The following is a 24,861-nucleotide window of genomic DNA, read 5'->3' on the forward strand; positions in this document are numbered from 1 at the left end:
TACCAAGAAATCATGAATTTTCAAGCTCTGCTTAGATCATGAAAAAACTCCATCAAGGTTAGCTATTCCAATTTTCGACGGAAAGGCCAGGAATGCGAGAAAAATGCTTGAGATTGTTTGTTACAAGAGAAAATCCATTTTCAAGTGCAATCCCAGCAATCAAGAGATCAATATCATCGAGACTTTGTCCTTCTTTTTTCAATTCACCATAGATCTCAGCAGAAATCTGTACAGATTGATCAGACAGCGGAACAACATTACAGCCTAACAAAAACCTTTAAAATTCAGCAAGTTGTTTTAGGGCTCCTTTAGCGAATAGACCACTCCTGATTTCATAAACTGAAATTATGCTAATTTTTATTTGATTGTATTCCTTTAAATATTTCTGAAAACCTGAAACAACCGAGGTTATTCCTTTGAAGAAATAAGAAAGGATATCAGTATCTATCAAAGACCTATTCATCACGAACTCTACCAGACTTACTTCTTCTCTCCAGCAAACGCTCGTCCAGCTCCTCAAACAATTCCTGTTCAGATTCCTTCCAAATACCTGCAAAAGCAAGAGGATCTGATTTCTTTGGACTCGAAGAGATAAACTCCGAAATTAAAGATTCAAGCTCTCCGAGTTTTTCTTCGGGAACTTTATCAATCTTCTGATACAAATGCTCTCTTCTTTCTCTTGGTGAAATCATCTGTTTATAGTTTTTATAAATTTAATAAGGAATCAGTCAATTCCTCACAGTAGCTAGGCTTTATCCCCATGATATAAGTTCCAATGTCGTTCTGAAATCAACTCATCGCCAGCCGATATTTCCAGACTTCCCGAATCTGCTCTGCTTCTACTTCAAACGGGATATAGATCGGATTGGCTGAGCAAAGCAGCAATTTTTGTTCTTCCTTGATCCGATTGTAAACGATCTTGAAGGTTACCCCGTCCTGCTCAGTGACGATGACGTAGCGTTCCCCGTCTTTGATGGCCGTCCAATCGTCCACGTATTCGCAAACGATCCAGGCTCCATCGGGAATAGGTAGCATCGAGTCTCCATCGACCTGAAAGACGCGGTGCTTTTTATCCATCGGGAGAAAAGGCAGCGCAAACCGTGGCAAATCCGCTATAAACTCCGGATCGGAAAATCCCGCCAAGTAACTCGCCTTGACCTTTTGTGAGACCACCTCGATCAGTTCTCGTCCTTGATCATCCACTGTAGTCGCAAGAATCCGCAGCTTCCTTCCCCGCAGAAACTGATCCGTCTCGAGCAGTTCGCGAAGTTTGAATTCAGAATAAGAAGCAAGATCTTCTTTAATTAGAATGTCGAGCGACACACGCAAGTAATCGGAAATTTTCACCAAGGTCTCAATTGGAGGGGTAATACTGAGCTCGTATCCGGCAAGCTTGGACCGGGAGATCCCTAATGCTTCTGCCAAGGCTTCCTGAGTCAGTCCTTTCTTTTTTCGAAGGAATTTGAGGTTGGAGTTTAACGACATTGATCTTTTTAAGATATGCTGCGCGAGATAGATTTTTAAGATATAGCTGAAGCTAAGATATTGGGGAAGATATGCTTCGCGAGATAGTTTTTGACACTATCCCAAATCCTTCTTGGCTTCATAGGTCGTTTTTATCTGACCGTTCAGTTTAATCTGTAAATTTTTCGCGATCGAAAACATTGCTACCTGCTCTTCTTTAGCGACGATTCCTCGCTCAAACCCAAGATCAATCCAGTGATCCATCCCCTCAGAAAGTGAGGCTCTTGAGATATAATAAAATCTAATCCGCTCCAGAAAATGATACCTAGCATACCCCTCGGCAATATTTGCCCCCACAGAGTCGATAGCCTCCAACATTTGGTCCCCCCAAGTTTTACGCTGATGATACCCCAACCGCTGATAAATCAGCCAAGCCTTGGCAGACAACTGCCTTGCCAATTTATAGATTATCAATTCTTTGAGCGGAATGTATTTTGATTTTTCACTCATCTCTATAACAAATTAAAAACCAATGCAATACAATTATTTCTCAAGATAGCTGCACAGATATTTTAAAGATATGACTGTGTCAGATCGGCGCTATCTCGCGAAGCATATCTCCTTATCTCGCATCGCATATCTTTTTTTTTAATCTCGACAATCTGCGTCACTTATAGCTATCAAAGCTAATCATTTTGTTTAAATTATAAGCATTATAATGTTAAAATAATTAACAAAATTCATGGAAGGGAAGCGGAATATCGTGCATATGGACTTGGATACGTTTTTTGTGTCGGTGGAGCGGCTTTTTGACAGCAGGCTGAATGGCAAACCCATCCTCATCGGGGGCTCCGGTGACCGGGGAGTGGTGGCTTCGTGCAGTTACGAGGCCCGGAAGTTTGGCGTGCACTCGGCCATGCCGATGCGGACGGCGAGGCAGCTTTGTCCCGAGGCCATACTCGTGCGGGGGGATTTTGAGAAATATAGCCAAAAGTCACACGAGGTCACCGAAATCATTCGGGAAAGTGTGCCGCTCTTTGAGAAATCTTTCGTGGATGAATTCTACATCGATCTCACGGGAATGGATCGCTTCTTCGGCTGCTTCAAACTCGCCCATGAGCTCCGCCAAAAAATCATCAAACAAAGCGGACTGAATATCTCCATGGGGCTATCGGAAAACAAAACCGTCTCCAAAGTCGCCACCGGCGAAGCTAAGCCCAACAACGAAAAGCAGATTCCATTCGGTCAGGAAAAGCCTTTTCTCGCTCCACTATCCGTGCGCAAAATCCCCATGATCGGTGAGAAAACCTCTCAGACGCTCTACAACATGGGTGTCAAAAAAGTCCAAACCCTACAGCAGATGCCCGCCGAACTGCTGGAAGCAACTTTTGGGAAAAACGGAACCATGATCTGGGAAAAAGCCAACGGCATCGACCGCTCTCCGGTCGCCCCCTACTCCGAGGCCAAGTCGATCTCCTCCGAAAACACCTTCGAGCAGGACACCATCGATGTGAAGATGTTGGAAGCCACCATGATCGCCATGACTGAGCAACTCGCCTCCAAACTCCGTCAGAAGGGACAACTATCCGCCTGCGTGAGTGTGAAGATCCGCTACTCGGACTTTGAGACGCATACCGTGCAGCAGCGCATCCCCTACTCTTCGGCGGATCATACGCTCCTGCCTGTGGTGAAGGCACTCTTTCGCAAGCTCTACAGCAGGCGAATGCTAATCCGACTGATCGGTGTGCGCTTCAGTTCACTTGTGTATGGCAACTATCAGATCAAGCTCTTCGAAGACAGTCAGGAACAGATCAACCTCTATCAGGCACTGGACAGGTTGAATGTGAAATACGGGGAAAAAACCGTCTGCCGTGCCGTCGCTATGGGTGTGGGAAGGAGAAGGTTTAATCCGTTTAACGGGATGGAGGTGTAGGGAAAATGGGAAGTTACCCAAAACAAAAGGCAACTTCCCAACCTGAATTCTAATCAATAAGACCTCCAGATAAAAATAGCTAGGATCAAAAGATTGAGTAAATACTGAGATATAATTTTAGATTTAAATGAGCTCTCCAAATCGAAAAATGATGCCGGTTTGATAGCTCGTCTGAACTGGAATGTCATAAATACTAGATTAAAGCAAACCAAAACTCCGAGCACTATTCCAGAAAAATCAAATTTTTTAAATATCCAGAAAAGAACACCAGAAGTTATATAGGCAATTACCGTTAGAACAGACGCTCTAGCTAAGACTTTTTTTAGTTCAATCGGATCCATTTTTTTCACTTAACACAGTCGTAAAAATCCCAAATAACCAAACCTAAAGCCACCCATCCGAGAGTTCGCTTCCCAACTAATACGAGTATTTCTGCTGCGACCTCAGCAGAAGCCAAAGCAGCAGTATTTTTAACCAACTCGTTCACTACACCAATACCTAAAGCCCCAGAAGCACAACTTCGAATTCGATCCCAATCTGCAGTTGTACTGGTAATCTGATTTGTAACACTAATTATGAAGGATAATTCCGCTAATTCTTGGTCTGAAAGGCAAATAATTGACTGCTTGTCTTCCTCAGAAAGGGTATTCCAAACTGGAGAAGTATTGATCTGATTCAATAGTTGTTGATGAATATCTCTTCCGTTTTCAACTAAAGGATTCAAAACCCCTTCTATTTCCGGTTCACTGTAATCCATACTAAAAGCAAAAGCATTTAATTTTTGATCTCGACCCAAAACTTTACCTAGTTCTTGCCCAATATTAACGACACTCTTGAAATCAAGGCCTTTTGGAATATTGAATTTATTAGAAATTTCAAGCTCGTTACTGATAATTGGATCATTATGTTCTGTGAATGAACATCCAGAGAAGAAAATTAAAATAATCATTATCGGAATAATACAAATTCTATACATATTTCAAAAGATATCAAATTAAGTCTATCCTACTCATTCCCTTTTCGGCATCCGGGGCTACTCTTGATTTTTAAAGTCGTTTTTCGCTTTCACATCCCCGACTTAAATTGGGTTGCTAACCCTACCTTAGCTTTTTTTTTGAAACTAAAATATGGTGTGTGTGTGTAAGTCAAGAGGTCTAATTAAATTTTTGATAAAAAATCAATGAATGGAGGAATAACAGAAACGAACGGACAAATTCTATAAATTACAGGATATTCATTTTAGACTCTAAAAGTAGAATATCATAAAAAAATCAAAAAGCATATCAATCTTTACCAGGCACTCGGCAAGCTGAATGTCAAACACGGCGAAAAAACGGTCTGCCGGGCCGTCGCCATGGGTGTGGGAAGAAGGAGGTTTAATCCGTTTAATGAGATGGAGGCGTGAGGTAAGCTATCATTCTGCAAAATCCAAAAAGTATAAATTCTCGATCGTAACCGAAAATAATCATGTAAATTCTCGATTACGATCGAAGAATTACAGATTCCTAACCCAAATGAACCAATATCTCTTCACCACTCCCCGGCTTGGATTTCGTACCTGGCTGTCCTTTGACTTGGATGAATTTGCATCCATCAACTCAGACCCGGAAGTCATGCGCTTCTTTCAACAGCCGCTTTCCCGAGCGGAAACTCAAGCCATGATGGATCGTATGCAACGGATGTTTGAAGAGCGGGGCTTTTGCTACTTTGCAGTGGATCTACTGGAAACCAAAGAATTGATCGGAACAATCGGATTGGGCTGGAAGACTTTTGAGTCGGATTTTACACCTTGCGTGGATATCGGTTGGCGAATTGGTAAAAAGTGGTGGAACAAAAACTTGGCTTCAGAGGGCGCTTTGGCTTGCCTGAACTTTGCGGAGCAAAACCAAATAGAAGAAGTGGTATCTATGGCATCGATCGGAAATGTCGCTTCGATTCAAGTTATGAAAAAGATCGGAATGAGTTTTTGGAAGGAATTTGACCATTCAGAGCTCAAAAACTTTCCTGAAATTCAGCGCTGTAGCCTGTATCGGAAAGTTTTTTGATCAGTTTGGGTTTCCCACAGATTGCCACTGAAAATTCGCAGATCAACACAGATTTTTAAGAACAAGCAAAGCTTTTCCCTCTGTGACCTTGAAAAAGATAAATTGCCTCTGCTGACTCAAAGGATCAAGTTGAGGGTATTAATTGTTAGCCTCCTTTTCTCTGTGTTTTGCTGTGGTGAAAAAATCGTGGAGGCAAAAAAAAGATGCCACCCCCTTGACGGGGATGACATCCGCTCTACCAACCCTAACCCAGCTATTAGTTGGAAGGAGCTAAAAAGAGAGAGGCAATACCCAACACTTGCTCCATGTTTAATGGCTCATCCCAAGCTTCAGATACTCCTGCAGCATTGATTCCGGTCAGATTGGAAACATTTACACCGCCTTGGGTCAAGTTTTCTTCACCGGCATAGATCCCTGCTGCAGCAGCAGGTAAGGTTCCGATAGAATTATTTGTGATCCAACCTTTCACGGTATCCTGACCTTTTTTAGTACGAAGTCTTCTCACTTGCGAGGCATGGCGAGCTTCTACCGAGTGAATGGACAAAGCCGCAGTCAACACCACGTCACTCTCCTGCACATTAGCGGCCTGTCCTTTATATGCTCTCACTCCGGTATCTTCAAATGCTTGGGACAATGCCAAAAACGTAGGATAATCAGAAAAAGGCATGAAATTGCCGCCTGCGGTAAAATCAAACTCAGGCTCTGCTACGGGAGTACCACCCAAAACATTGCCGATTACTTCCTGAAGGAAACGTACGTGCGCCAATTCATGGTCACGAATTTTCTGAAAAATCACCCGGTCAGCACTCTCAATAACGCTGGAATCCAAGCCCAACTGATAATATCTGTACTCCAGATGCTCCAAGGTCAATGCATAGTTCAATACGCCGATTAGACTGGCTGTATCGGCTTTGGCCACATGTGGAAGTGAACTGAAAATAGATAGAGGAACGGCTGCAAGCGCAATCTTCTTTCCGTAGTCGCTAAACTGTCTAAACGCATCTCTTCGTGTATAAAAACGGTCTTTATCCTCAGCACTCTTGGTGTCAGGACACATGGTATCTAATAATTTGATTAAGTTCATGTCTTTATGATTTAATGTTGAAATTAACTTGGAAGCTGACTAAAATCTATTCCGGTCTTAACAAATGCACTGGCAGCGGTAAGCACCTGAGTGAAATTTAGCGTACGCTCCAGACCATTGGCATCGATGATGTCATCTCCTGCAAAGTCTGCTGATCCCGGATTGATTAGATCCCGAATAGCTGCTGCGTGACGGGCTTCTACCGAAACTATTTTTCCTGCGATCAAAAGAAAATCAGGGTTTTCCAAAAACTGACCTGCACCATTGTATGCAGCGACACCCAAATCTTCAAAAGTCTTAGCTGCCGCCAAAACAGATGTTCTGCTGCTGAAATCAATGCTTCCGAAATCAAACTCAAGTTCTGAAATGGCACTTGCTCCCAAAGCAGCCTTGAAAAACTCTCGGTGTGCACGCTCATGGATCTCAAGATCTCCCATGATCGTTTTCTCCTCAGCCGAAGCATTGGCGAAATAACCGCCCACTATTACTTGTGCATAAAAAGCCGCTTCAAGTTGCTCTAAGGCATAAGCATAATTCAAAATACCAGTGTCACCCGATCCAAGGCTGACCATGCCGGGCATAGTCGGCATCATGTTACCCTCATCGTTGCAACCCATCAGAAGCAATCCTGCTCCTGCCACTGTCATTGTTCCCATTCTGAGGAACTGACGTCTGTTTGCATTTTTCACCAAACCCTTTGGCTTGATCAGTTCATTTTTCATTTTGGTGTGTTTTAGGTTAATAATTCGGTTATAGTTTCCGGAAAAAAATCAAAGCAGGTAGAGACTTGACTTTGATTGATTCGAAGTGAATTACGAGGTCAGGCGAAGGATTGGATTGAGGGGATTTAGGATTTTTCGAAAAAAGTCTTTTGGTACGAGGCGCTTTCAAATAATAAATTTATTGGTGCGGCAAATCTGAATTTTCGCTCAACTACCACTTTTGGATTTTTTATGCTAAAGACCTGAACTAGTTTTTAGCAACAAATGACCTCAAATGAAAACATTCAATCCCAGCAGCTCAGCTGCATTTGATCTCCATCATTTTTCCGGAATTGTGGAGGAAAGTGGAAAAAACCTGGAAACCCGAGTCAGCGGAGGCGGCGGCGGCGGGGCTACTTACCAGGGTACTGGGGGCACAGCACCGATATCCATTACATCAAAAACTGTAATCCACGATCAGCTTTTTCTGACGAATAGCGAGGGAAAAGAGCGCTCATTTCAGCTTCAAGACTTCAATATTGCCTGTCGAAAAGGCAATGAGGTGACTGTCTTTTGGGGCATTAAAAAGGGAAAATCCAAAGGATCTTACCTTGCTGTGAAAAACCATACTACAGAGCAGCTATTTTTTGATGAAAACGAAGTCAGCAAAATGTTTCTGAACTTATGGCTCCAGGGGTTGATCGTGCTTGGGGGCGTGATGGCAATATTTGTCATTTCGTATTTAGGCTACATCATCGGACCTGGATTGTTTTTTCTCGCCTGGAGAAGGTGGCAGACTGCCAAAAAAGAAGTTGCCGACTTTAAGCAAAGCATCCGTGAGTTGCCATTCGACTGATAGCTGATTTCCGAAGGAAAGCCTGTATTTTTATCGCAAACTCCTACAATTATGAAATCACTTTTCTCCGTCTGCTTAATTCTACTTTCATTCAGTTCAATCTTTGCCCAGCAGAAAATCTCCACCCGCGAGATGGACCGGATCAACTGGATGGAGTTTGCCGAGTTTGTTCCTGAAAAAATTACTACGGTTCTCTTACCTGCCGGCACACTGGAGCCACACGGCGTCATCAACAACGGTGCGGACAACACCGCTCCTTTTGCCATGGCAATGGATATTGCCGAAGAATTAAATGCAATGGTTGCACCTACGCTGAACTATGGCATTACGGGTTCAATGGCAGCTTTTCCGGGAGCTTTTCAGATTTCGGAAGAAGCTTATATTCCATTTATCCGGGATATTTTGAAAGGCCTTGCGAAAAACAAATTTAAAAACATCATCATCCTCAATGGGCACGGAGGCAGACAAACCGCTGTCTTGCAAAAGGTCGCCGCAGAAGTGGCCCATGAACTCGGCGTCCGGACTTTGGTGATCAACTGGTGGTCTTTTGCCTCGGATGTAACTCTGGAAGTATTCAAAGAAGACGGTGGTCATGCGGGGCTGAATGAGACCGCCTACATTCAGGCAATCGATCCTACCTTGGTTCACAAGGAGCGCTACAATCCCGATCAAGCCACAGCAAATCCCAAACCCAATACTTGGTCTGCGGTGCCTTTCCCTTCATCCATTGGACTGTATCAGGAAGGACAGGGCTATCCTAACTTCAATCAAGCACAGGCCGATGAATACTTCAGAAAAGTAAATGCAAAAGTCGCCGAACTGATCAAGGAGACGATACGAAAGTGGGATTTGGCGGGACTTTGAAATTTTCAATGCTCCCTGATCAAGCTCAATTTTCAAGTAGTACCGATTTAATCCTTGGTCATTGCTCATTGCTCATTGCTGATTGCTCATTGATTATTGCTCATTTCTTCATATACCCATCCCTCACCGCTTTAAACTCCGAACCCGCTTTCCAACCCGGCCATTGGTCTGAGATGGCAAGGCTGCGGCCGACATGATAAAGTACCTGGACATCGTCCACTGCGCCTTCCAGATTCCAACGCTCCGGATCGTATTCCTCGTTGGGCTTGTGGTAGTAATTGGCCACATAGTCATCCTGCAGGGATTTTCCGTATTCTTTGCCTTTTTCGAAATGATCGATTCCTGTCCCAAAGTACAAAGCCGGGATACCAATTTTTGCAAAGTTGAAGTGGTCTGAACGGAAGTAATAACCAGCAACAGGATTAGGTTCAGGAGCGCTGTAGCGACCCAGTTTTTCCAGTTCTATATTGAGCAAATCCTCCATTTCAGACTGTCCGGCTCCGATGATTGACACGTCCTTCATTTTCCCGTAGGGATTGATTCCATCCATATTGATATTGGCGACGGTCTTTTCCTTGGGATAAATGGGGTTTTGGGCGTAATAAGCCGAACCCCAAAGCCCTTGCTCCTCGGCAGTGACCGCCAGAAAAATAACCGTTCGGTCGGGTTGCGCATCGGTTTTGAAGGCCTTGGCCAAAGCCAAAAGCGCTGCAGTTCCCGAGGCATTATCCAAAGCACCGTTGTAGATGCTGTCTCCGGTTTCATCAGGTTTGCCGATGCCAAAGTGATCCCAATGCGCAGTGTAGATCAGGTATTCATCGGGTTTGGTTTTTCCGGTGATTTTGGCCACCACATTTTGGGAGACATTGTATTCCGATTCTACTTCGATCGTGGCACTGAGTGTCACTCCAAGCGGAATACCCTGAAAACCGGGCTTCCGGGCTTTCGCCAAAAGTTCTGCATCATTCTGTCCTGCCAGTTCAAACAGTTTTTTGGCAGATGGAAGGGTAATCCAACCTTCAAATCCGGTTTTATAGCCTTCGCTCCCACGATCATCCAGATACAGAATCGGCTGATTATGTTTTCCCTGCACCACATTAAAGCCATATCCTGCAGGAATCGTGTTGTGGACAATCAAACAACCCAAAGCGCCTTGTCTCGCTGCTTCTTCATATTTATAGGTCCAGCGACCATAATAGGTCATCGTATTACCTTTGAAAAAAGCACCGTCTTCTGTCCCGAAACCCGGATCATTGACCAAGACTACGACGATTTTGCCCTTGACATCCAATCCGGCGTAGTCATTCCACCCATACTCCGGAGCGACGATTCCGAAACCGGCAAAGACCATTTCCGCATCTTTCACCTCCACAAGGGAGTCGGTTTTCTGAGTCCAGATGACAAAATCCTTAAACCCTTCCAATGAGATCGTGGAGTTGGAGTTCTTTAATTCCATGTTCCCCACAGGTTTGCTGAGGATAGAGACCATAGGTACATCCTGAAAGAAGGAAGCTCCATTTCCAGGCTCAAGACCCATTGTTTTAAATTCGTTTTCCAAAAAAGAGGTCGTAATCTTTTCTCCTTCGGTGAAAGGCATCCTACCCATAAATTCATCCGATGAAAGTGTAATCAGGTTTGGTTCTAAGTCCGAAATCTGGAATTGATAGGTAGGTTTTTTGGGAGCTTGGCAAGCCGCTAGTACGACAGCCGTCCAAAAAACTGCAACGTGTGATTTTTTCATAGCCTTGATTGGAGTGGATGGGGATAAGTTAGTATTCCCTCCCAAGTTAAAACTTTTACCAGTTGATTTCCTGTGGTATAGATTCAAATTAAAAATGAGGCATTGCTTCAAGTGAAATTTGCCTTACCTTTGTGACCTAGCGGCACGACCAGCTCCTGCTGAATCCCCCAGGTCCGGAAGGAAGCAAGGGTAAGCGGTTGTAGCGGTGCGATGCCGCTTCTTTTTTTGCCTTAAATTTCAAACTTGGCCATTTTTAGGAATTCCTAATCCTGATTTATCTTCTAACTTTGCTCACAAGCCAAAAGCAAAATCAATTTTCAAAGCTTGAGCGTTTTGCCCAAGCCTTAACCAAAAAACCTATTATTATGAAATTCTTTATCGACACTGCCAATCTGGAAGAAATCCGCGAAGCTTATGACTTAGGCGTTTTGGACGGCGTGACCACCAATCCTTCCCTGATGGCAAAAGAAGGCATCAGTGGCGAAGAAAAAGTAAGAGCCCACTACAAGGCAATCTGCGATATTGTGGATGACAAAGTCTCTGCCGAGGTAATTGCCACAGACTACGCCGGAATGATCCGAGAGGGCAAAGAACTTGCAAAAATCGATGACAAAATCGTTGTCAAAATCCCGATGATCAAAGACGGGATCAAAGCGATCAAATATTTCCACAGTGAAGGGATTCGTACAAACTGTACCTTGGTATTCTCCGCGGGACAGGCTATTCTGGCGGCCAAAGCAGGCGCTTCCTACCTCTCCCCTTTCATCGGAAGATTGGATGACATCTCTTTTGACGGACTTGAACTGATCGGGCAGATCGCACACATCTATCAGAATTACGACTTTGAGACTGAAATTCTTGCTGCCTCTGTACGGCACACCATGCACCTGATCAAATGTGCCGAACTTGGCGCTGATGTGGTGACTTGCCCACTCAAAGTAATCACCGGATTGCTCAAGCATCCGCTGACCGATTCAGGTCTGGCACAGTTTCTGGCTGACCATGCGAAGGCAGCCGGAAAATAAAACACCAAAGAGGCTGTTTCTTCAAGGATGCAGCCTCTTTTCCAATTTACATCTATGTATATTATAAAAGTAAAAGGCAAAGCCAAAATCCCGGATTACATCCAAATCCGAGACGAAAATTTCGTACTGGTTGCCTACTTTCGAGCGGATAGACCGCTGAAAAACATCGAGAAATTTGGACTTGAGGGAAAAGAGCTCCAGCTGGAAGAAGTAATCAAAAATCTACCCTTCGGAAAACTTCAAAAACTAGATCTTTAACTTATGGATTTCAGTACCAAACCCGTACTTCAGGTGATGCAGGCCCATATTTTTCAGGGTGATACACCCATTCTTTCCGATGTTAATTTTTCAGTTGAGCAGCATGAATTTGTCTTTCTCATTGGTCGGACGGGAAGTGGGAAAAGTTCACTTCTCAAGACACTTTATGCAGACCTAAAGCTCCAATCCGGTCTTGCTGAAATCGTCGGATATTCCCTGACAAAAATTAAGAACAACGAGGTACCCTATCTCCGGCGAAAGATTGGGATCATCTTTCAGGACTTTCAGCTTTTTAGTGATCGGACCGTTCGTGAAAACCTTTCTTTCGTTCTCAAAGCTACAGGTTGGACTGACCCTTTGAAAATCAAAGAGCGAATCAGTGAGGTCCTGATTCAGGTTGGTTTGACCGAAGCTTTGCAAAAAATGCCACACCAACTCTCCGGAGGTGAACAGCAGCGTGTGGTGATTGCCCGGGCTTTGCTCAATGAACCCTCCATTCTTTTGGCCGATGAACCTACCGGAAACCTCGATCCGGATGTAGCCGACGGAATTTTTAAGCTTTTCCAAGAAATAAACAAGAAAGGAACCGCAATCCTGATGGCCACCCACAACCACGAGTTACTTCGTAAATTCCCCTATCGGGTGTTGAAGTGTGAAAATGGAAGATTACTGGACAGTCAGCTTCACGATATTTCATTTGGTTCTTCTTTTTGAAAAAAAGAAATTAATGCCTTATCAAAACAACATCTGGAGGATGACCGTTTTGAAAATCCTAACTTATCCTAGATGAAATCGAGCACGACGAAAACGTCACACACTGGGATGATTATAATGCATGCGAGATTCCATGTGGCCGCTGAAAAAAAATTATATTCAAATGAAATTTACCAAATCACTTCTGCTCATTTCTTTGATGCTGTTCACCTTTTCCTGCCGGGAAGATGAACCTCCTGCCGTGGATCCTGGATCCAATGAAGCAGTGAATCGATGGATCTCGGATGTGATGGAGCAGGTTTATTATTGGCTTGATGATCTGGGAACACCAATTGCAGAAAATTCAAACCCTGAAGATTACTTCGAGTCGCTTCTGTTTCGTCCGACTGACCGATTTTCGGCCATCTACCCTGACTATCAAGAGTTGATCAACTCATTGAATGGAGTGAACTTGGAAGCAGGCTATGAATTTATTTTATACCGGGAAAATCAAAGTTCCAACAACGTAATTGCTGAGATCTCCTACATCAAAAAAAACAGTCCTGCTGCCAATGCTGAGCTGCGAAGAGGGGATGTGATCAATAAAATTAACGGCACCCAACTGACAGTGGATAATTTTCGGGAACTTTTGGGCGAAATCGACGGGACACACACGCTTTCTTTTCTGAGATTTGATGAAGAGGCCCAAGGATTTGTAGCTCAGAATGATGTCACACTTACGGCAGTTCAATTAGCAGAAAATCCAAACTTTCTGGATACTGTCTACACGATTAATAACGAGAAAATAGGATACGTTGTGTATCATTTTTTTGCTCCCGGACCGGGGCAGGATCCGGTTTATGATCTGGAAATGGACGAAATTTTTGGAAGATTAAAAGGAGAAAGCATTGATCATCTGATCGTGGACTTCCGATATAATGGCGGTGGATTTGTGTCTTCCGCTGTCAATTTGGCGAGCTTGATTGCTCCTGGGGTGGGCCCAACCAGTGTTTTTTCGAAAACTAAATACAATAAATTCCTGACTGACAATGTGGAAGGTCTCCGAGATGCTCAAACACTTTTCAGAAATAAGACTCAAAACCTTGGAAATACCCTGAAGGGAAACCGAGTTTATATTTTGACCTCATCACGAACAGCATCTGCATCCGAATTGATCATCAATGGACTTAAACCATACATGGATGTCTTTATCGTCGGTGATCAGACTACCGGAAAAAATGTAGGTTCGGTTGCTTTTGAAGATGATGATAATGAGGAAAACAAGTATGGTATTTTACCCATTATATCACAAAGCTTCAACAGCTTGGACCAATCCGACTATACCACCGGGTTCGTTCCAAACATTACGGTGAAGGAATCCCAGGAGCGACTCCGGCCTCTTGGAGATGTCAATGAGCTTTTGCTCAGGACCGCAATCAGTCAAATAACAGGGATACCATCCGGGGCAAGATTCCAACCGCTAAATCGCCGAGATGTCGGCAGCACGCTGGATAATAAAATCAGGAATGGGACTATGGTGGAAAATCAGATTTGGAAGTAACTAATTGAAAATGAATCAACTTAAGGTAAATACAATTGAATGTATTTACCTTTTTTTTTAGGAAAAATTATTTTAAATCGAAATATTGAGGTTTGAAAACCATTCATTTGATCCGGATTTTGCATTAGAGTCGGTCACGAGCGTTTAAAATGTAAAAAAATCAAGCAGTTAACGAATGAGACATAGCACCGCTCTGGTGAATGAGTTAAATGCAGCGAAGCGATTGATTTTGAAGCATTTTAAGATCGGAATAGGAGTTCTGATGCATATTCCGGATTTAAACAACCAAATAAAATTAATCCAATGAAGAAGCCAAATTACTCCCTCACTCTCAGAGGAATTGCACTTGCACTTTCTTTGGGAGCAGCCTTAGTAGCTTGTCAATCGGAAGAAAATTTACCGCTCTCTGATTCTCAGGCATTGGAAATCATCAAGTATCAACATGGTGATATTATTCCGGGAAAATACATTGTCACAATGAATCCCACCGGACTCAACTTGCGAAAAGACATGAATTATGAGTCAGTCCAAGCTGCTATGAGAAAATCCAGCAGCATGATTCTAGCAAAATACAGAATTTCCGAAGCATCAATTGACCATGTCTATGGAAATACCATTGAAGGTTTTTCTGTTAGTCTTTCGGAGGAGCAATACGAGCTCCTTGTCCAAGATCCATCGGTCAAAGCCATCGAGCCTGATCGAATTATAGCATTTGCACCACCTCCAGGAAAAGGACCTGGGGGAGACGGGGGTGGAGGATCCACTTCACAATCGACACCATGGGGAATCAACAGAGTGGGTGGCCCGGTAAACTATTCTGGATCGGGAAATGCCTACATAGTAGATACAGGCATTGACCTAGACCACCCCGATTTGAATGTTGCAAATTATGGATTCAATGCATTTACAAGCGGAAAAGACGCTGGATCATTGGATGATGGAAATGGCCATGGAACTCACGTGGCAGGCACGGTAGCCGCGAAAAATAATACCATTGGTGTGGTAGGTGTTGCTGCAGACGCATTGGTCATTCCTGTGAAAGTTTTGAATTCGAGAGGATCAGGATCTTACTCAGGTGTTATCGCCGGAGTAAATTATGTAGGGGGGAATGGAAAGACTGGAGATGTTGCAAATATGAGTTTAGGAGGGCCAGTTTCTGATGCCTTAGATGATGCGGTTGAATCAGCGGCAGCAAAAGGAATCAAATTCGCTATTGCTGCGGGAAATAGCGCAGCCGATGCAGCCAATTATTCCCCTGCACGTGCCAATGGAACAAATATTTATACCGTGTCTTCAATGGCAAAAGGTGATGTTTGGTCATCTTTCTCAAATTTTGGTAACCCCCCAGTTGATTTTTGTGCTCCCGGTTCTTCTATCCTGTCTACTTGGAAAGATGGAGGATATAATACTATTAGCGGTACTTCAATGGCAGCACCCCATGTGGCAGGGATTTTATTGCTTGGATCAGTGAAATCCGGCGGAACTGTCTCAGGTGACCCTGATGGAAATCCGGATACAATTGCAACTCACTAACCTTCAGCAACTATAAGTATTAAAGAAGTCGACTTTTCATGGTCGACTTCTTTTTTTAGGTTAAGAAATTGTTAAACCTGTTGAAAGTCATTTTACTTAAAACTCCGGGCACTTATTTTAATCAAATGGAAGCTATTGCCTCTTTTTGTATCTTATTTATAGTCTATTTTCTTGGATGCATGGCCATTGTGCAATTGGCCATTCGTCCCATGAAGCGGATGGTAAGAGAATCTGATGGGTTGGAAAAGTGGAAATCCAATCACTTTCAAATCTTAGCGCTGAGTTTTTTTCTGTCCTTGATCACTACCACTATTGCTTATCTTATTTTTCCCCTGATTTAATCCTTGTAAGGCACCGTATTGGAATGGGTTTTTTCAGGCACAGCATTTACCCGGAGTTCGATGAATTGATTGAGGTCATTTTCTCCTTTTACCAATTCAAACGCATCATACAATTCGCCAACTGCGGTAAACGACTCAAATTTCAGTCGATTTCCTTCCATCGTAATCACCTGAAAAAGCTGGGTGTTTTCTGCCGTCCGGTCGCGCTGACCGCCTTTTTCAGTCCAGTCATCTCCAATATCATACATTTTGCCACCTGAAACCGACACCACATACACTGTTCCTGTCAGGTCTTTCATATTCACTCCATTCATCACATTTTCGCCCGGTGCTACTCTCCCCCGAGCATAGGCATGGTCGTGGCCCTGTAAGGCAATATCCACTCGATATTTGTCAAAAATAGGTTTCCACAAGTTTCTCAACGCCTCATTATCCCGTCCATTTGAAGCGGAAAAGAGCGGGTGGTGATAGGTGACAATCGTCCAACTTTTGGGATTGCTTGACAATACTTCTTCCAACCACACAGCTTGAAGTTCATGATCCCGGTTGGAGTCCAGGAAAATAAACCGGACATCCTGATAGTCCATAAAATAGGCGGTTTCCTCCAGACCTTTTGGCCCATTTTGCGGGAAAGTAAACTGAGGCTTCCACTGCACGGAAAGACTTCTGACTTTTTGATCCGCTTCTTCTTGGTTTTTTGCTCGGTATTCATGATTGCCGGGAATAGCCATAGACGGAACCATGCTGTGAATAAATCCACCTGCGGTAAACCACTCATGCCACTCTTGCTCACGGTGAGCGGTATTGATCAAGTCACCGGCATGAATGATAAATCTGGCCTCCGGTGCCTTCCTGAATCCTTCCCTGATGAGTCGTGACCAAAGCTCTAGCACATAATTCTGTGCGTCGCCTACATAGAGCAATGAAAATTTGTCATCGGGCTGGTCAGAGGCAGTCTTAAACTGAAACCACTCACTCCAACGCTCCCCATCCCCTACCCGATATGCATACGTCGTATCGGGAAGCAAATCCCGGAATTCGACCGAATGAAAATGGGAAATCACCTCCGCAGTTTGTATGGTGCTAGCGTCAAGTTTTTCCGTTTTTGCCGGGAGGGTTTTTCCATTTTTCCAAAACTTCGGAGCAGCTGTCGCAATCGCAATTTCCGCGAAAGCAGCAGTAACCTCAGTACTTGTCCTCCAGGTCACGTTGACTTCGGAGGATGGGTTTTGTCCAAAATTAAGGACAATTCGATCCGGATATTCTGATGGCTTAGACCAGTCAAAGTGGAATTTAGGTTCTTTGTAGACTTTGGCTTCCTGCCCATAAAGTTGAACAGAGAAAAACAGAAAAAGCGAAAGGCAAATCGAAATACGGGCGTTGACCATAGGAAATGCGGGCGGTAAGGCAATGGTTTAAAATCAAATTAGAATCACTAATCTATTCAATTTCCAGATTTTTACTATCCTACTCCCAGAATGTTAATGATTTGCTAACTATCCCTTGACCGTCGCTTCATATCACAAAAAAGCCGACACAAGGCCGGCTTTCAACATTTTCAAAGTAGGAAGGATCAATTTGTTTTCTTCAGGTTTTCTTTTGCCTGCTCAAAGCCGGCATCCAATGAAATCGCTTCGTTAAATGCAGTTTTAGCCTCAGCTATTGAATTTTGATCCAAATAGATTAAACCTTTCAGATTTAAAGCCGCTGCTTTCATGCTGATTTCCTGGGTCTCGGTTTGAGATTTCGGAAATCCGATTTTCTCGTCTGTTTTGGCATTTTTCACCAACATATTCACAGAATTCATTGCCTCTTCATAGCGCTTTAAGTTGTATTGGATAAATGCCGACTTGTAAAGGCTGAAATTATCTCCTGTCAACAAATACAGGCTCTCAAAGTGAGGTAGTGCCCGATCCAAAGCTCCCAATTGTTCAAGGGAATAGGCTGCTATCTCCAATGCCCCGACATTTTTATCATTAATCTGAAGCAAATCGATGGCTACCAATGCTGCAGATGGGTATTGGGTATTGTCAAAATAAATATTTGCCAATGCCTCCATGAATCGCGGATTCTCAGGATTTCGGATCATGAGATCATAGAGCTTTGACTTGGCCATCGAAAGATCGCTGTATCGCATGGCCACTTGATATGCCGCCTGATCTGCTGCGTTTAGAGCAGCTTTGGTCTTTGAATCCAATCTTGGGATAGAGTCGTTTGCTGTCTGAGCAGCGAGATTTCCGACACAAAAGGCCAGGAGCAGCAGTAATATTGTGCGCTTCATTGTCAATTAATTAGATGTATTTTGATTAGTATTATGGTTCTTGGAAGCTATGCCTTTGCTACGTGCAATGTCAAACATTAGTTTTCGGGCGGCTTCCGGGTTGTTTTGAATTTTGCCCTCCAATATAGCTTCTTTTATCTCTTCCTTGATTTCCCCGATGATTTTTGAGGGCGAAAGACCAAAAGTTTCCATGATTTCTTCTCCGCTTAGCGGTGGTTGAAAATTGCGAACTTGATCTTTTTCTTCCACTTCCTTCATCTTTTCTTCGACTTTGTCAAAGTTTTCGAGATAGAGCCGTACTTTTTTATTGTTCTTGGACGTAATATCCGCACGGCACAACATCATCAGGTCCTCGATGTCATCCCCGGCGTCAAAAAGTAGCCTTCGCATCGCCGAATCGGTCACTTCGTCTTTGACCAAAGCGATAGGCCTCAGGTGAAGGCGCACGAGCTTTTGCACATACTTCATCCGATCATCCATGGGAAGCTTCAGCCGTCTGAATATATTCGGAGTCATTCGGGCACCTCTGTCCTCGTGACCGTGAAATGTCCAGCCAACCTTGGAATTAAAGCGCTTAGTCGCCGGCTTGGCAATGTCATGCATAATCGCAGCCCATCGAAGCCACAGGTTATCCGTCATCTGACAGACATTGTCCAAAACCTGAAGGGTGTGGTAGAAGTTGTCCTTGTGGGACTTGTCATCCACCGAATCTACCCCTTGCAATTCGACCATTTCGGGGAAAAACTCATGCAAAAGCTTCGATGCAAATAGTAATTTGAATCCATAAGATGGCTTGGGTACCGACACAATCTTATTCACTTCCTCAATAATCCGCTCTGCGGAAATGATCTGCAGCCGGGCTGCATTTTCGGAAAGGGCAAAAAAGGTATCCGCATCAATATCGAAATTCAGCTGCGAAGCAAAACGCACCGCCCGCATCATCCGCAGGGGATCGTCGGAAAAAGTAATTCCGGGCTCCAGCGGAGTTTTGATGATTTTCATCTTGATATCCCCCAATCCGTCAAATGGATCTATCAGATCCCCATAATCTTCCGGATTGAGTGAGATGGCCATGGCATTGATTGTGAAGTCCCGGCGCTCCAGATCCTCCTGAAGCGTCCCGTCTTCCACGATTGGCTTTCGGGATTCCAGTCGATAGGACTCTTTCCTTGCGCCGACGAATTCCAGTTCCCAATCGTCAAGCTTAAGCATGGCTGTGCCAAAGTTCTTGAAAACCGAGAGCGGAACGTGCTGATCAAAGGACTTGGCTACTTCTTGAGCAAGACTGATTCCGCTTCCGACACAGGTAAAGTCAATGTCCTTGCTGGGTCGATTGAGGATCAGGTCTCTGACGTAGCCACCTACAACGTAGGCTTTGATGCCCAGTACAGCACTGGCCTTTGCGACTTTTCCAAATAGTTCGAGCTCGTCTAGCTTGGTTTTGAAATTCATCGATTGACTATTTTGACGTCCCCTTCCGGACCCAGAAACATTTCCTTGGTGCTGGGACTCAAAAGCGGAAAATAAAGTTCGGTCTGAGTGTCTGCCTGATCGGTTAAATAACCAATTTTGGACAAAACAGGCTGTGAAATCTGGAAGAGCAATTTATTCCAATTGGGTTCCCGGATTAAGGAAAACCTGATGTTTCCATCCTGAATCGGGGCATTTTTGATCACTTTGCTCACAGGGCTATGGTAGATGGTAGGTTTGGAGGCAAACTCCACCACATCAAGCGAGACCTCTGCAAATGGCTCGCATACCGTGCGGATCTGAAACATATCAAACAGAAGAAAAGTCCAGTCAAATCCCATTTCAGGCTCCCAATTCTCCATTTTCAGGAGGGTGAGATTCTTTCCGTTTCCTTCCTGAATGGTCACCTGTCCGTTTTCACGGAATGTTTTGACAATAACTTGCTGATCCAATGTTTCTATAATTTGACGTAAAAATAATCAGATTATTCGGCCTGAGTTGCTAAAATCTAAATCAGGGGAGAATCGATTGAATTTTTGGTGAATTTTCATTAGTCGTGTGCAGTGTGGCGCATTTCAGTGATTATACCTGATTCCTTGGCTTTTTCTTCCAAAATCGAGTAAGCAATTGACCAGATTCCTTTCTGCCTGCCTATTTTTTTTAACTATGTTATTTTTGATGAAATTAATACTTTGAAGCAGAAAACTAAATTTAGAGACAGTGCAGACACTGATCTGATTCTAGACCTTCAAATCCATCGAGGCTTTCAGGACCTCAACCAGTTTAATCAACCCAAATAATCTGTCAAAAATCCCATGCAAGGCTTTTGCTTCACCCTCGGACTGTTCGACGATCCCGAATCCATCCGAGCCTATGAAGCCCATCAAGCCCAAGGGACAGCCTGACCTGAGATCACTCAGCAGAACATGGACTGTGTAAATTTTGAATATAGAGATCTTCCGAACGGGCAACCGGATGGCTGTGATTCTGGAGATGGATGATCACTTTACCTTAGAAAGAAAGGCGGAAATGGATGCCTCCAACCCCAATACTGCAAAATGGGAAATAACTAATGTGGGGATTACCGCAGCCGATCCCTTGGGCCAAACCCGGAGAAAAATGGGTTTGGATGGATCAGATCTTCAAGTCGTGGCGTTAAGAATATTCAAGCACCCAATGTCCAAAAGAACGGAAAGGTTTATTGGTTAACCTTTGAGGTCTTTCGAACCTTGGAGGTTTTTCCTTTTATTGCGAAGTAAAATAAGGAAATGAAAAAAATGCCTACAAAATACTCGAAAGCAAATCAACGATATCCTGGACAGATTTGATCCATGAAGTGGGGTAATAGGATAAGATGCAGTTTACAAAGGATTTTAAGGAGTTTTACAAACTCACTCGTTCGTTGATAAGGACATTTCTCCCAACCCAATTGACGACCAAGGAAGCTTTTCCAGGCCTGAAAAAGGAATTGGCCCCATTTTCATTCCACCAGGGTAAACACCATTTGTCTAAACTTCCAACCGGTCTCGTCGCCGTTACCCGCACCGGAGGTTTGCTTGAAGATCAAGCCAATAATTTTCTCCTTCGGATCTGCAAAATATTGCGTATTGAAATAACCTCCCCAGTCAAAAGTCCCCAAGCTGCCGATGCCACCGAGCTGCACACCCTTTTGGTCTACGATCCCAAATGCCAGGCCGTAATCCTTGCCTCCCTCTCCCAATAAATCACCAACCTGATTGGTCATGATGGTGGTGATGGTATGCGGGCTGAGGATCCGCTTCCCGTTGTAGATTCCACCATTGAGGTACATCTGAAGGAATTTCGCATAATCCCCTGTGGTACTTGACAAACCTGCGCCGCCCGAAAAGAAGGTTTTCGCGCCTGTTTTTGGATAGTCAGGATTATAAAAAGTCACAGGGTATCCAACCCATTGATTGTCCTTTCGAGTGTGAACAGTCACCAATCTTGGCGCCTGATCATCGCTTAGGTAGAATCGGGTGTCATTCATCTCTAGTGGATCAAACAGCCGGGTTTTCAAAAACTGGTCAAAGGGCATTCCTGATACAATTTCAATCAGGTATCCCAACACATCCAATCCTTCACTGTAGGTGTATTTGGTGCCGGGTTCGAAATGAAGCGGAAGCTTAGCCAATCGCTTCACACTTTCCCCGATAGTGATATTCTCCGTGGTGAAGAGATCCGTCACACCGGCCTTTTGATAGATCATTTTTATGCGTTCATCTCCGTCGATGACGCCATAGCCCAGTCCGGAAGTATGTGTCAAAAGATGGCGTATCGTGATTTCCTTACTGCTTGGCCTGCTGGTAAACGTAGTATCGGAATATCTAAAGGTATTCAGCACCTGAGGATTTTTAAACTCAGGAATAAACTTGGAAATCGGGTCGTCCAGTCTGAATTTCCCTTCTTCCCAGAGCATCATGATAGCGGTGGAAGTGATGGCTTTGGTTTGAGAAGCAATTCGGAAAATGCTGTTTCTCTCCATGGCTATTCCCGATTCCACATCGGCCATACCTTTGGCAGAATGGTAAATAATTTTCCCGTCCTTTACCACCATGGCCACCAAGCCCGGCACTTGTCGGGATTGAATAGCCCCCTCAAGCATAGCATCGAGTTTGGCGACTCTTTCCTGGGAAATGCCCGAAACTGGAGCCTTTCCCGCTTCTACTAGAGTCTGTGCATAGGAAATCTGAATCGCTGCAAACAGCGTGAGAATTGAGCTGGAGATTTTTAGGTTCATGGTTTTTTGAATTAACAGATTTCAAAATAGAAAAAAGAGGGCAAAAAAAAACCGGCAAGTGCCGGCTTTTTATAAGGTGGAGAAAATTTAATTTGCTTCCACTTCAAAGTAATACTCAGTCCCATCCGGAAACAATCCCAAAACGACCAATTCTTCACCTTTGGAATTTTCCAGAAAATCGACCATCTCCTGGGCAGTAGTGATTCGGTTTCTACCACTGTCAGAGATCACAGACGTAATGATAAATCCGTTTCTGGCTCCTGCTTTTCTCCAGTTTTCGTTGGCATTGCTCTTGATCACTGCCCCTCCTGGTATCTCAAGATTTGATTTCAACTCTTCTCTCACATCCTCAAACTGCAGGCCTTCGAAAGTGTAGGTTTTTGGAATTTCCCGCTTCACAATTTCTGTATCACCGGAGAAATTCTTGAGCGTAGCGGAAGTTTTTGAGGTTTTGCCGTCGCGGATATATTCCACGTCAACTTTGTCGCCCGGACGTTTCCTCGCTACCAATTCCTGAAGATTGGCCACATTGTTGACCTTCTTGCCATCGATACCAATGATGATATCTCCTTTTTTGAGTCCGGCTTCTTCTCCCGCGGAATTCTCATTGACCTCACCTACATAGACACCTTGCTCTACTGGGAATTTGATATCCAGCGCATCCTCCAGATCGGGGCTGACATCCTGAATTCTGACACCTAAAAGTCCTCTTTGCACTGCTCCATATTTCATCAGGTCATCCATGACTTTCTTCACCAAGTTACTTGGCACTGCAAATGAATAACCGGTGAAAGTTCCCGTACTGGTAGCTATGGCTGTATTGACACCAATCAGCTCCCCAGCCAAGTTGACCAAAGCCCCTCCGGAATTTCCAGGATTGACGACCGCATCAGTCTGAAGGAAAGACTCGATCTGTAGGTTGTTTTCCACCCCTCTCAGGATTCCTATATTTCTGGCTTTCGCGGAAATAATACCCGCAGTGACGGTTGAGTTCAGATTGAATGGATTACCAACTGCCAGCACCCACTCGCCGATTTTGGTATTGTCCGAATCGCCAAATCTCACGAAAGGGAGATTGGTAGCCTCTATCTTCAATAAAGCCAGATCAGTAGTCGGGTCAGTACCAATGACTGTGGCTTCATAGCGCTTGTTGTTATCCAGGGAAATATCGATTTTGGTAGCTCCATCTACCACGTGATTGTTGGTCACAATGTATCCGTCAGCAGAAATAATCACACCTGACCCCGAACTCACAGGCATCTGTCCTCCCAGGTTGGGTCCGCCTTCACCCCGCGGGTCTGGAAATCCAAAAAACTCCTGAATGGGATCACGCTGTGCCCGGGGTGTAAATGCCACCTGACTATTGACATGTACAACAGCGGGGGTGACTAGCTGAGCTGAGGCTACAAAGTTGATTCCGTCAGGGATCTTAAAATCCTCCCCCGACAAGAGATTGACAAAAGAAGCTTGCTGCTTTTCGTCAAAGGTCCCTGCATTTTGTGGTTTGATCAGGAAACTCACTCCTGCCAACGCGACCACTCCTCCGATCAGCGCTGCGAGAAGCATGCCCAAGAAGAATTGTTTTTTGCTCATAATTTTATGATTTACTATTTCTGTTACGAATTTTCAATTTAAGACTCAATTTGGAAGGGATTCGATTGGTCTTCTTGTCCAAATTAACATGTTTTAACCGCTTTACCTACCTGCACTCTCTTATAACCGAAATTGAAAGAGTGGGTTGCCCCACTCTTCATTTATTTCACCTCAATGGTCGCCTTATTTACCTTCTTCTCCTTTTTGGGAAGCAGAAGTTTGAGAAATCCATCTTCATAGCTGGCTTCCACCTGATCTTCTATGACATCCTCAGGAAGGAAGAATGATCTGCGAAAAGAGCCATACTGTGTCTCGATGGTGTGGAAATTTTTTCCTTCTTTCTTTTCTTCCAATTTTCGTTCACCGGATATGGTCAATTTTCCGTCGACCAAATCAATTTTGAAATCAGATTTTTTCATCCCTGGCACAGACACATGGATTTCATAGGATTTTTCATCCTCTGCAATGTCCACCGCAGGACTGAATTGCTTCATTGAAGCATTTACAGAATCGTTGAAAAATCGGTCAAGCATTCCGCTGAAGGTATTTGGCAGCGTGGGGTCGAGTTGGTTGTATCTTACTAGTTTCATTTTTAGTTGTGGTTTAAATGATTACCAACCACCTGCTCTAAATTTCATTCCATCCCTGTTTTTCGGCCTT

Annotated in this window: 26 protein-coding genes and 1 other RNA gene; 12 read left to right on the forward strand and 15 right to left on the reverse strand. The window is 44.0% G+C overall.

The window, feature by feature from the left end:
- Positions 1 to 58 precede the first annotated feature (58 nt).
- The 4 genes from C4S61_RS22070 to C4S61_RS10885 form a co-directional block, all read right to left on the reverse strand.
- Positions 59 to 271: a PIN domain-containing protein gene (locus tag C4S61_RS22070; protein WP_200820566.1), complete on the reverse strand. Its 213-nt coding sequence runs from the start codon at positions 269 to 271 to the stop codon at positions 59 to 61.
- Between the two features lie 184 nt (positions 272 to 455).
- Complete coding sequence (locus C4S61_RS10875) at positions 456 to 692, reverse strand: hypothetical protein (protein ID WP_103924829.1); 237 nt, start codon at positions 690 to 692, stop codon at positions 456 to 458.
- Positions 693 to 789: 97 nt separating this feature from the next.
- Entirely contained in the window at positions 790 to 1,485 is a 696-nt protein-coding gene (locus C4S61_RS10880) for an XRE family transcriptional regulator (RefSeq protein WP_103924830.1), read from the reverse strand.
- Between the two features lie 96 nt (positions 1,486 to 1,581).
- Positions 1,582 to 1,974, reverse strand: a complete 393-nt coding sequence (locus C4S61_RS10885; RefSeq protein ID WP_103924831.1) for a four helix bundle protein — start codon at positions 1,972 to 1,974, stop codon at positions 1,582 to 1,584.
- Positions 1,975 to 2,206: 232 nt separating this feature from the next.
- On the opposite strand from C4S61_RS10885, the gene dinB reads away from it, so the two are divergent.
- Positions 2,207 to 3,397 carry a DNA polymerase IV gene (gene dinB / locus C4S61_RS10890; protein WP_103924832.1) on the forward strand — a complete coding sequence of 397 codons (1,191 nt, stop codon included), beginning with the start codon at positions 2,207 to 2,209 and terminating at the stop codon, positions 3,395 to 3,397.
- Positions 3,398 to 3,743: 346 nt separating this feature from the next.
- On the opposite strand, the gene C4S61_RS10900 is transcribed toward dinB, so the two are convergent.
- On the reverse strand, positions 3,744 to 4,346 hold the full coding sequence (locus C4S61_RS10900) for a hypothetical protein (RefSeq protein WP_103924834.1): 603 nt from the start codon (positions 4,344 to 4,346) through the stop codon (positions 3,744 to 3,746).
- A gap of 565 nt (positions 4,347 to 4,911) precedes the next feature.
- Between C4S61_RS10900 and C4S61_RS10910 the strand changes: the two genes are divergently transcribed.
- Positions 4,912 to 5,442, forward strand: coding sequence for a GNAT family N-acetyltransferase (locus C4S61_RS10910; protein ID WP_103924880.1), 531 nt, complete (start codon positions 4,912 to 4,914; stop codon positions 5,440 to 5,442).
- Positions 5,443 to 5,698: 256 nt separating this feature from the next.
- Here the strand turns inward: C4S61_RS10910 and C4S61_RS10915 are convergent, their stop codons facing one another.
- Both C4S61_RS10915 and C4S61_RS10920 read right to left on the reverse strand, forming a co-directional pair.
- Positions 5,699 to 6,526 carry a ferritin-like domain-containing protein gene (locus C4S61_RS10915; RefSeq protein ID WP_103924835.1) on the reverse strand — a complete coding sequence of 276 codons (828 nt, stop codon included), beginning with the start codon at positions 6,524 to 6,526 and terminating at the stop codon, positions 5,699 to 5,701.
- A gap of 23 nt (positions 6,527 to 6,549) precedes the next feature.
- Positions 6,550 to 7,248, reverse strand: a complete 699-nt coding sequence (locus C4S61_RS10920) for a ferritin-like domain-containing protein (protein ID WP_103924836.1) — start codon at positions 7,246 to 7,248, stop codon at positions 6,550 to 6,552.
- Positions 7,249 to 7,522: 274 nt separating this feature from the next.
- Here C4S61_RS10920 and C4S61_RS10925 point away from each other — a divergent pair, with 274 nt between their 5' ends.
- Positions 7,523 to 8,083 carry a hypothetical protein gene (locus tag C4S61_RS10925; RefSeq protein WP_103924837.1) on the forward strand — a complete coding sequence of 187 codons (561 nt, stop codon included), beginning with the start codon at positions 7,523 to 7,525 and terminating at the stop codon, positions 8,081 to 8,083.
- Between the two features lie 51 nt (positions 8,084 to 8,134).
- Positions 8,135 to 8,947, forward strand: a complete 813-nt coding sequence (locus C4S61_RS10930; RefSeq protein ID WP_103924838.1) for a creatininase family protein — start codon at positions 8,135 to 8,137, stop codon at positions 8,945 to 8,947.
- A 100-nt stretch (positions 8,948 to 9,047) separates the two neighbouring features.
- On the opposite strand, the gene C4S61_RS10935 is transcribed toward C4S61_RS10930, so the two are convergent.
- Positions 9,048 to 10,688, reverse strand: a complete 1,641-nt coding sequence (locus C4S61_RS10935; RefSeq protein WP_103924839.1) for a M28 family metallopeptidase — start codon at positions 10,686 to 10,688, stop codon at positions 9,048 to 9,050.
- Positions 10,689 to 10,824: 136 nt separating this feature from the next.
- Here C4S61_RS10935 and ffs point away from each other — a divergent pair.
- From ffs to C4S61_RS10970, 7 genes are all read left to right on the forward strand, one after another.
- Positions 10,825 to 10,911, forward strand: an RNA gene (ffs, locus tag C4S61_RS10940) — signal recognition particle sRNA small type.
- Positions 10,912 to 11,053: 142 nt separating this feature from the next.
- Complete coding sequence (gene fsa, locus C4S61_RS10945) at positions 11,054 to 11,713, forward strand: fructose-6-phosphate aldolase (protein WP_103924840.1); 660 nt, start codon at positions 11,054 to 11,056, stop codon at positions 11,711 to 11,713.
- 54 nt (positions 11,714 to 11,767) lie between these two features.
- Positions 11,768 to 11,971 (forward strand): fructose-6-phosphate aldolase, encoded by a 204-nt coding sequence (locus C4S61_RS10950; RefSeq protein ID WP_103924841.1) that lies wholly within the window; start codon positions 11,768 to 11,770, stop codon positions 11,969 to 11,971.
- Between the two features lie 3 nt (positions 11,972 to 11,974).
- Positions 11,975 to 12,685, forward strand: a complete 711-nt coding sequence (locus C4S61_RS10955; protein ID WP_103924842.1) for a cell division ATP-binding protein FtsE — start codon at positions 11,975 to 11,977, stop codon at positions 12,683 to 12,685.
- A 163-nt stretch (positions 12,686 to 12,848) separates the two neighbouring features.
- Positions 12,849 to 14,225 (forward strand): S41 family peptidase, encoded by a 1,377-nt coding sequence (locus C4S61_RS10960; RefSeq protein ID WP_103924881.1) that lies wholly within the window; start codon positions 12,849 to 12,851, stop codon positions 14,223 to 14,225.
- Between the two features lie 303 nt (positions 14,226 to 14,528).
- Positions 14,529 to 15,758, forward strand: coding sequence for a S8 family serine peptidase (locus C4S61_RS10965; RefSeq protein ID WP_103924843.1), 1,230 nt, complete (start codon positions 14,529 to 14,531; stop codon positions 15,756 to 15,758).
- Between the two features lie 80 nt (positions 15,759 to 15,838).
- On the forward strand, positions 15,839 to 16,099 hold the full coding sequence (locus C4S61_RS10970) for a hypothetical protein (protein WP_146064380.1): 261 nt from the start codon (positions 15,839 to 15,841) through the stop codon (positions 16,097 to 16,099).
- Here C4S61_RS10970 and C4S61_RS10975 read toward each other — a convergent pair.
- The 4 genes from C4S61_RS10975 to C4S61_RS10990 form a co-directional block, all read right to left on the reverse strand.
- Positions 16,096 to 17,487, reverse strand: a complete 1,392-nt coding sequence (locus C4S61_RS10975) for a purple acid phosphatase family protein (RefSeq protein WP_103924845.1) — start codon at positions 17,485 to 17,487, stop codon at positions 16,096 to 16,098. The two genes, C4S61_RS10970 and C4S61_RS10975, sit on opposite strands and share 4 nt — an antisense overlap.
- A 185-nt stretch (positions 17,488 to 17,672) precedes the next feature.
- Entirely contained in the window at positions 17,673 to 18,380 is a 708-nt protein-coding gene (locus C4S61_RS10980) for a tetratricopeptide repeat protein (RefSeq protein ID WP_103924846.1), read from the reverse strand.
- A gap of 6 nt (positions 18,381 to 18,386) precedes the next feature.
- Positions 18,387 to 19,832, reverse strand: coding sequence for a CCA tRNA nucleotidyltransferase (locus C4S61_RS10985; RefSeq protein ID WP_103924847.1), 1,446 nt, complete (start codon positions 19,830 to 19,832; stop codon positions 18,387 to 18,389).
- Positions 19,829 to 20,302 carry a hypothetical protein gene (locus C4S61_RS10990; RefSeq protein ID WP_103924848.1) on the reverse strand — a complete coding sequence of 158 codons (474 nt, stop codon included), beginning with the start codon at positions 20,300 to 20,302 and terminating at the stop codon, positions 19,829 to 19,831. Before C4S61_RS10990 ends, C4S61_RS10985 begins: the two co-directional genes overlap by 4 nt.
- Before the next feature lie 490 nt (positions 20,303 to 20,792).
- On the opposite strand from C4S61_RS10990, the gene C4S61_RS22310 reads away from it, so the two are divergent.
- Positions 20,793 to 21,059, forward strand: coding sequence for a hypothetical protein (locus tag C4S61_RS22310; protein ID WP_235009931.1), 267 nt, complete (start codon positions 20,793 to 20,795; stop codon positions 21,057 to 21,059).
- A 271-nt stretch (positions 21,060 to 21,330) separates the two neighbouring features.
- Here the strand turns inward: C4S61_RS22310 and C4S61_RS11000 are convergent, their stop codons facing one another.
- From C4S61_RS11000 to C4S61_RS11010, 3 genes are all read right to left on the reverse strand, one after another.
- Entirely contained in the window at positions 21,331 to 22,608 is a 1,278-nt protein-coding gene (locus C4S61_RS11000; RefSeq protein WP_103924849.1) for a serine hydrolase domain-containing protein, read from the reverse strand.
- Positions 22,609 to 22,695: 87 nt separating this feature from the next.
- A complete protein-coding gene (locus C4S61_RS11005; RefSeq protein ID WP_103924850.1) occupies positions 22,696 to 24,201 on the reverse strand; it encodes a trypsin-like peptidase domain-containing protein in 1,506 nt (501 codons plus the stop codon).
- A gap of 161 nt (positions 24,202 to 24,362) precedes the next feature.
- A complete protein-coding gene (locus C4S61_RS11010) occupies positions 24,363 to 24,791 on the reverse strand; it encodes an Hsp20/alpha crystallin family protein (RefSeq protein ID WP_103924851.1) in 429 nt (142 codons plus the stop codon).
- Positions 24,792 to 24,861 lie beyond the last annotated feature (70 nt).

The organism is Algoriphagus boritolerans DSM 17298 = JCM 18970, assembly GCF_900108085.1.
Lineage (GTDB): Bacteria > Bacteroidota > Bacteroidia > Cytophagales > Cyclobacteriaceae > Algoriphagus > Algoriphagus boritolerans.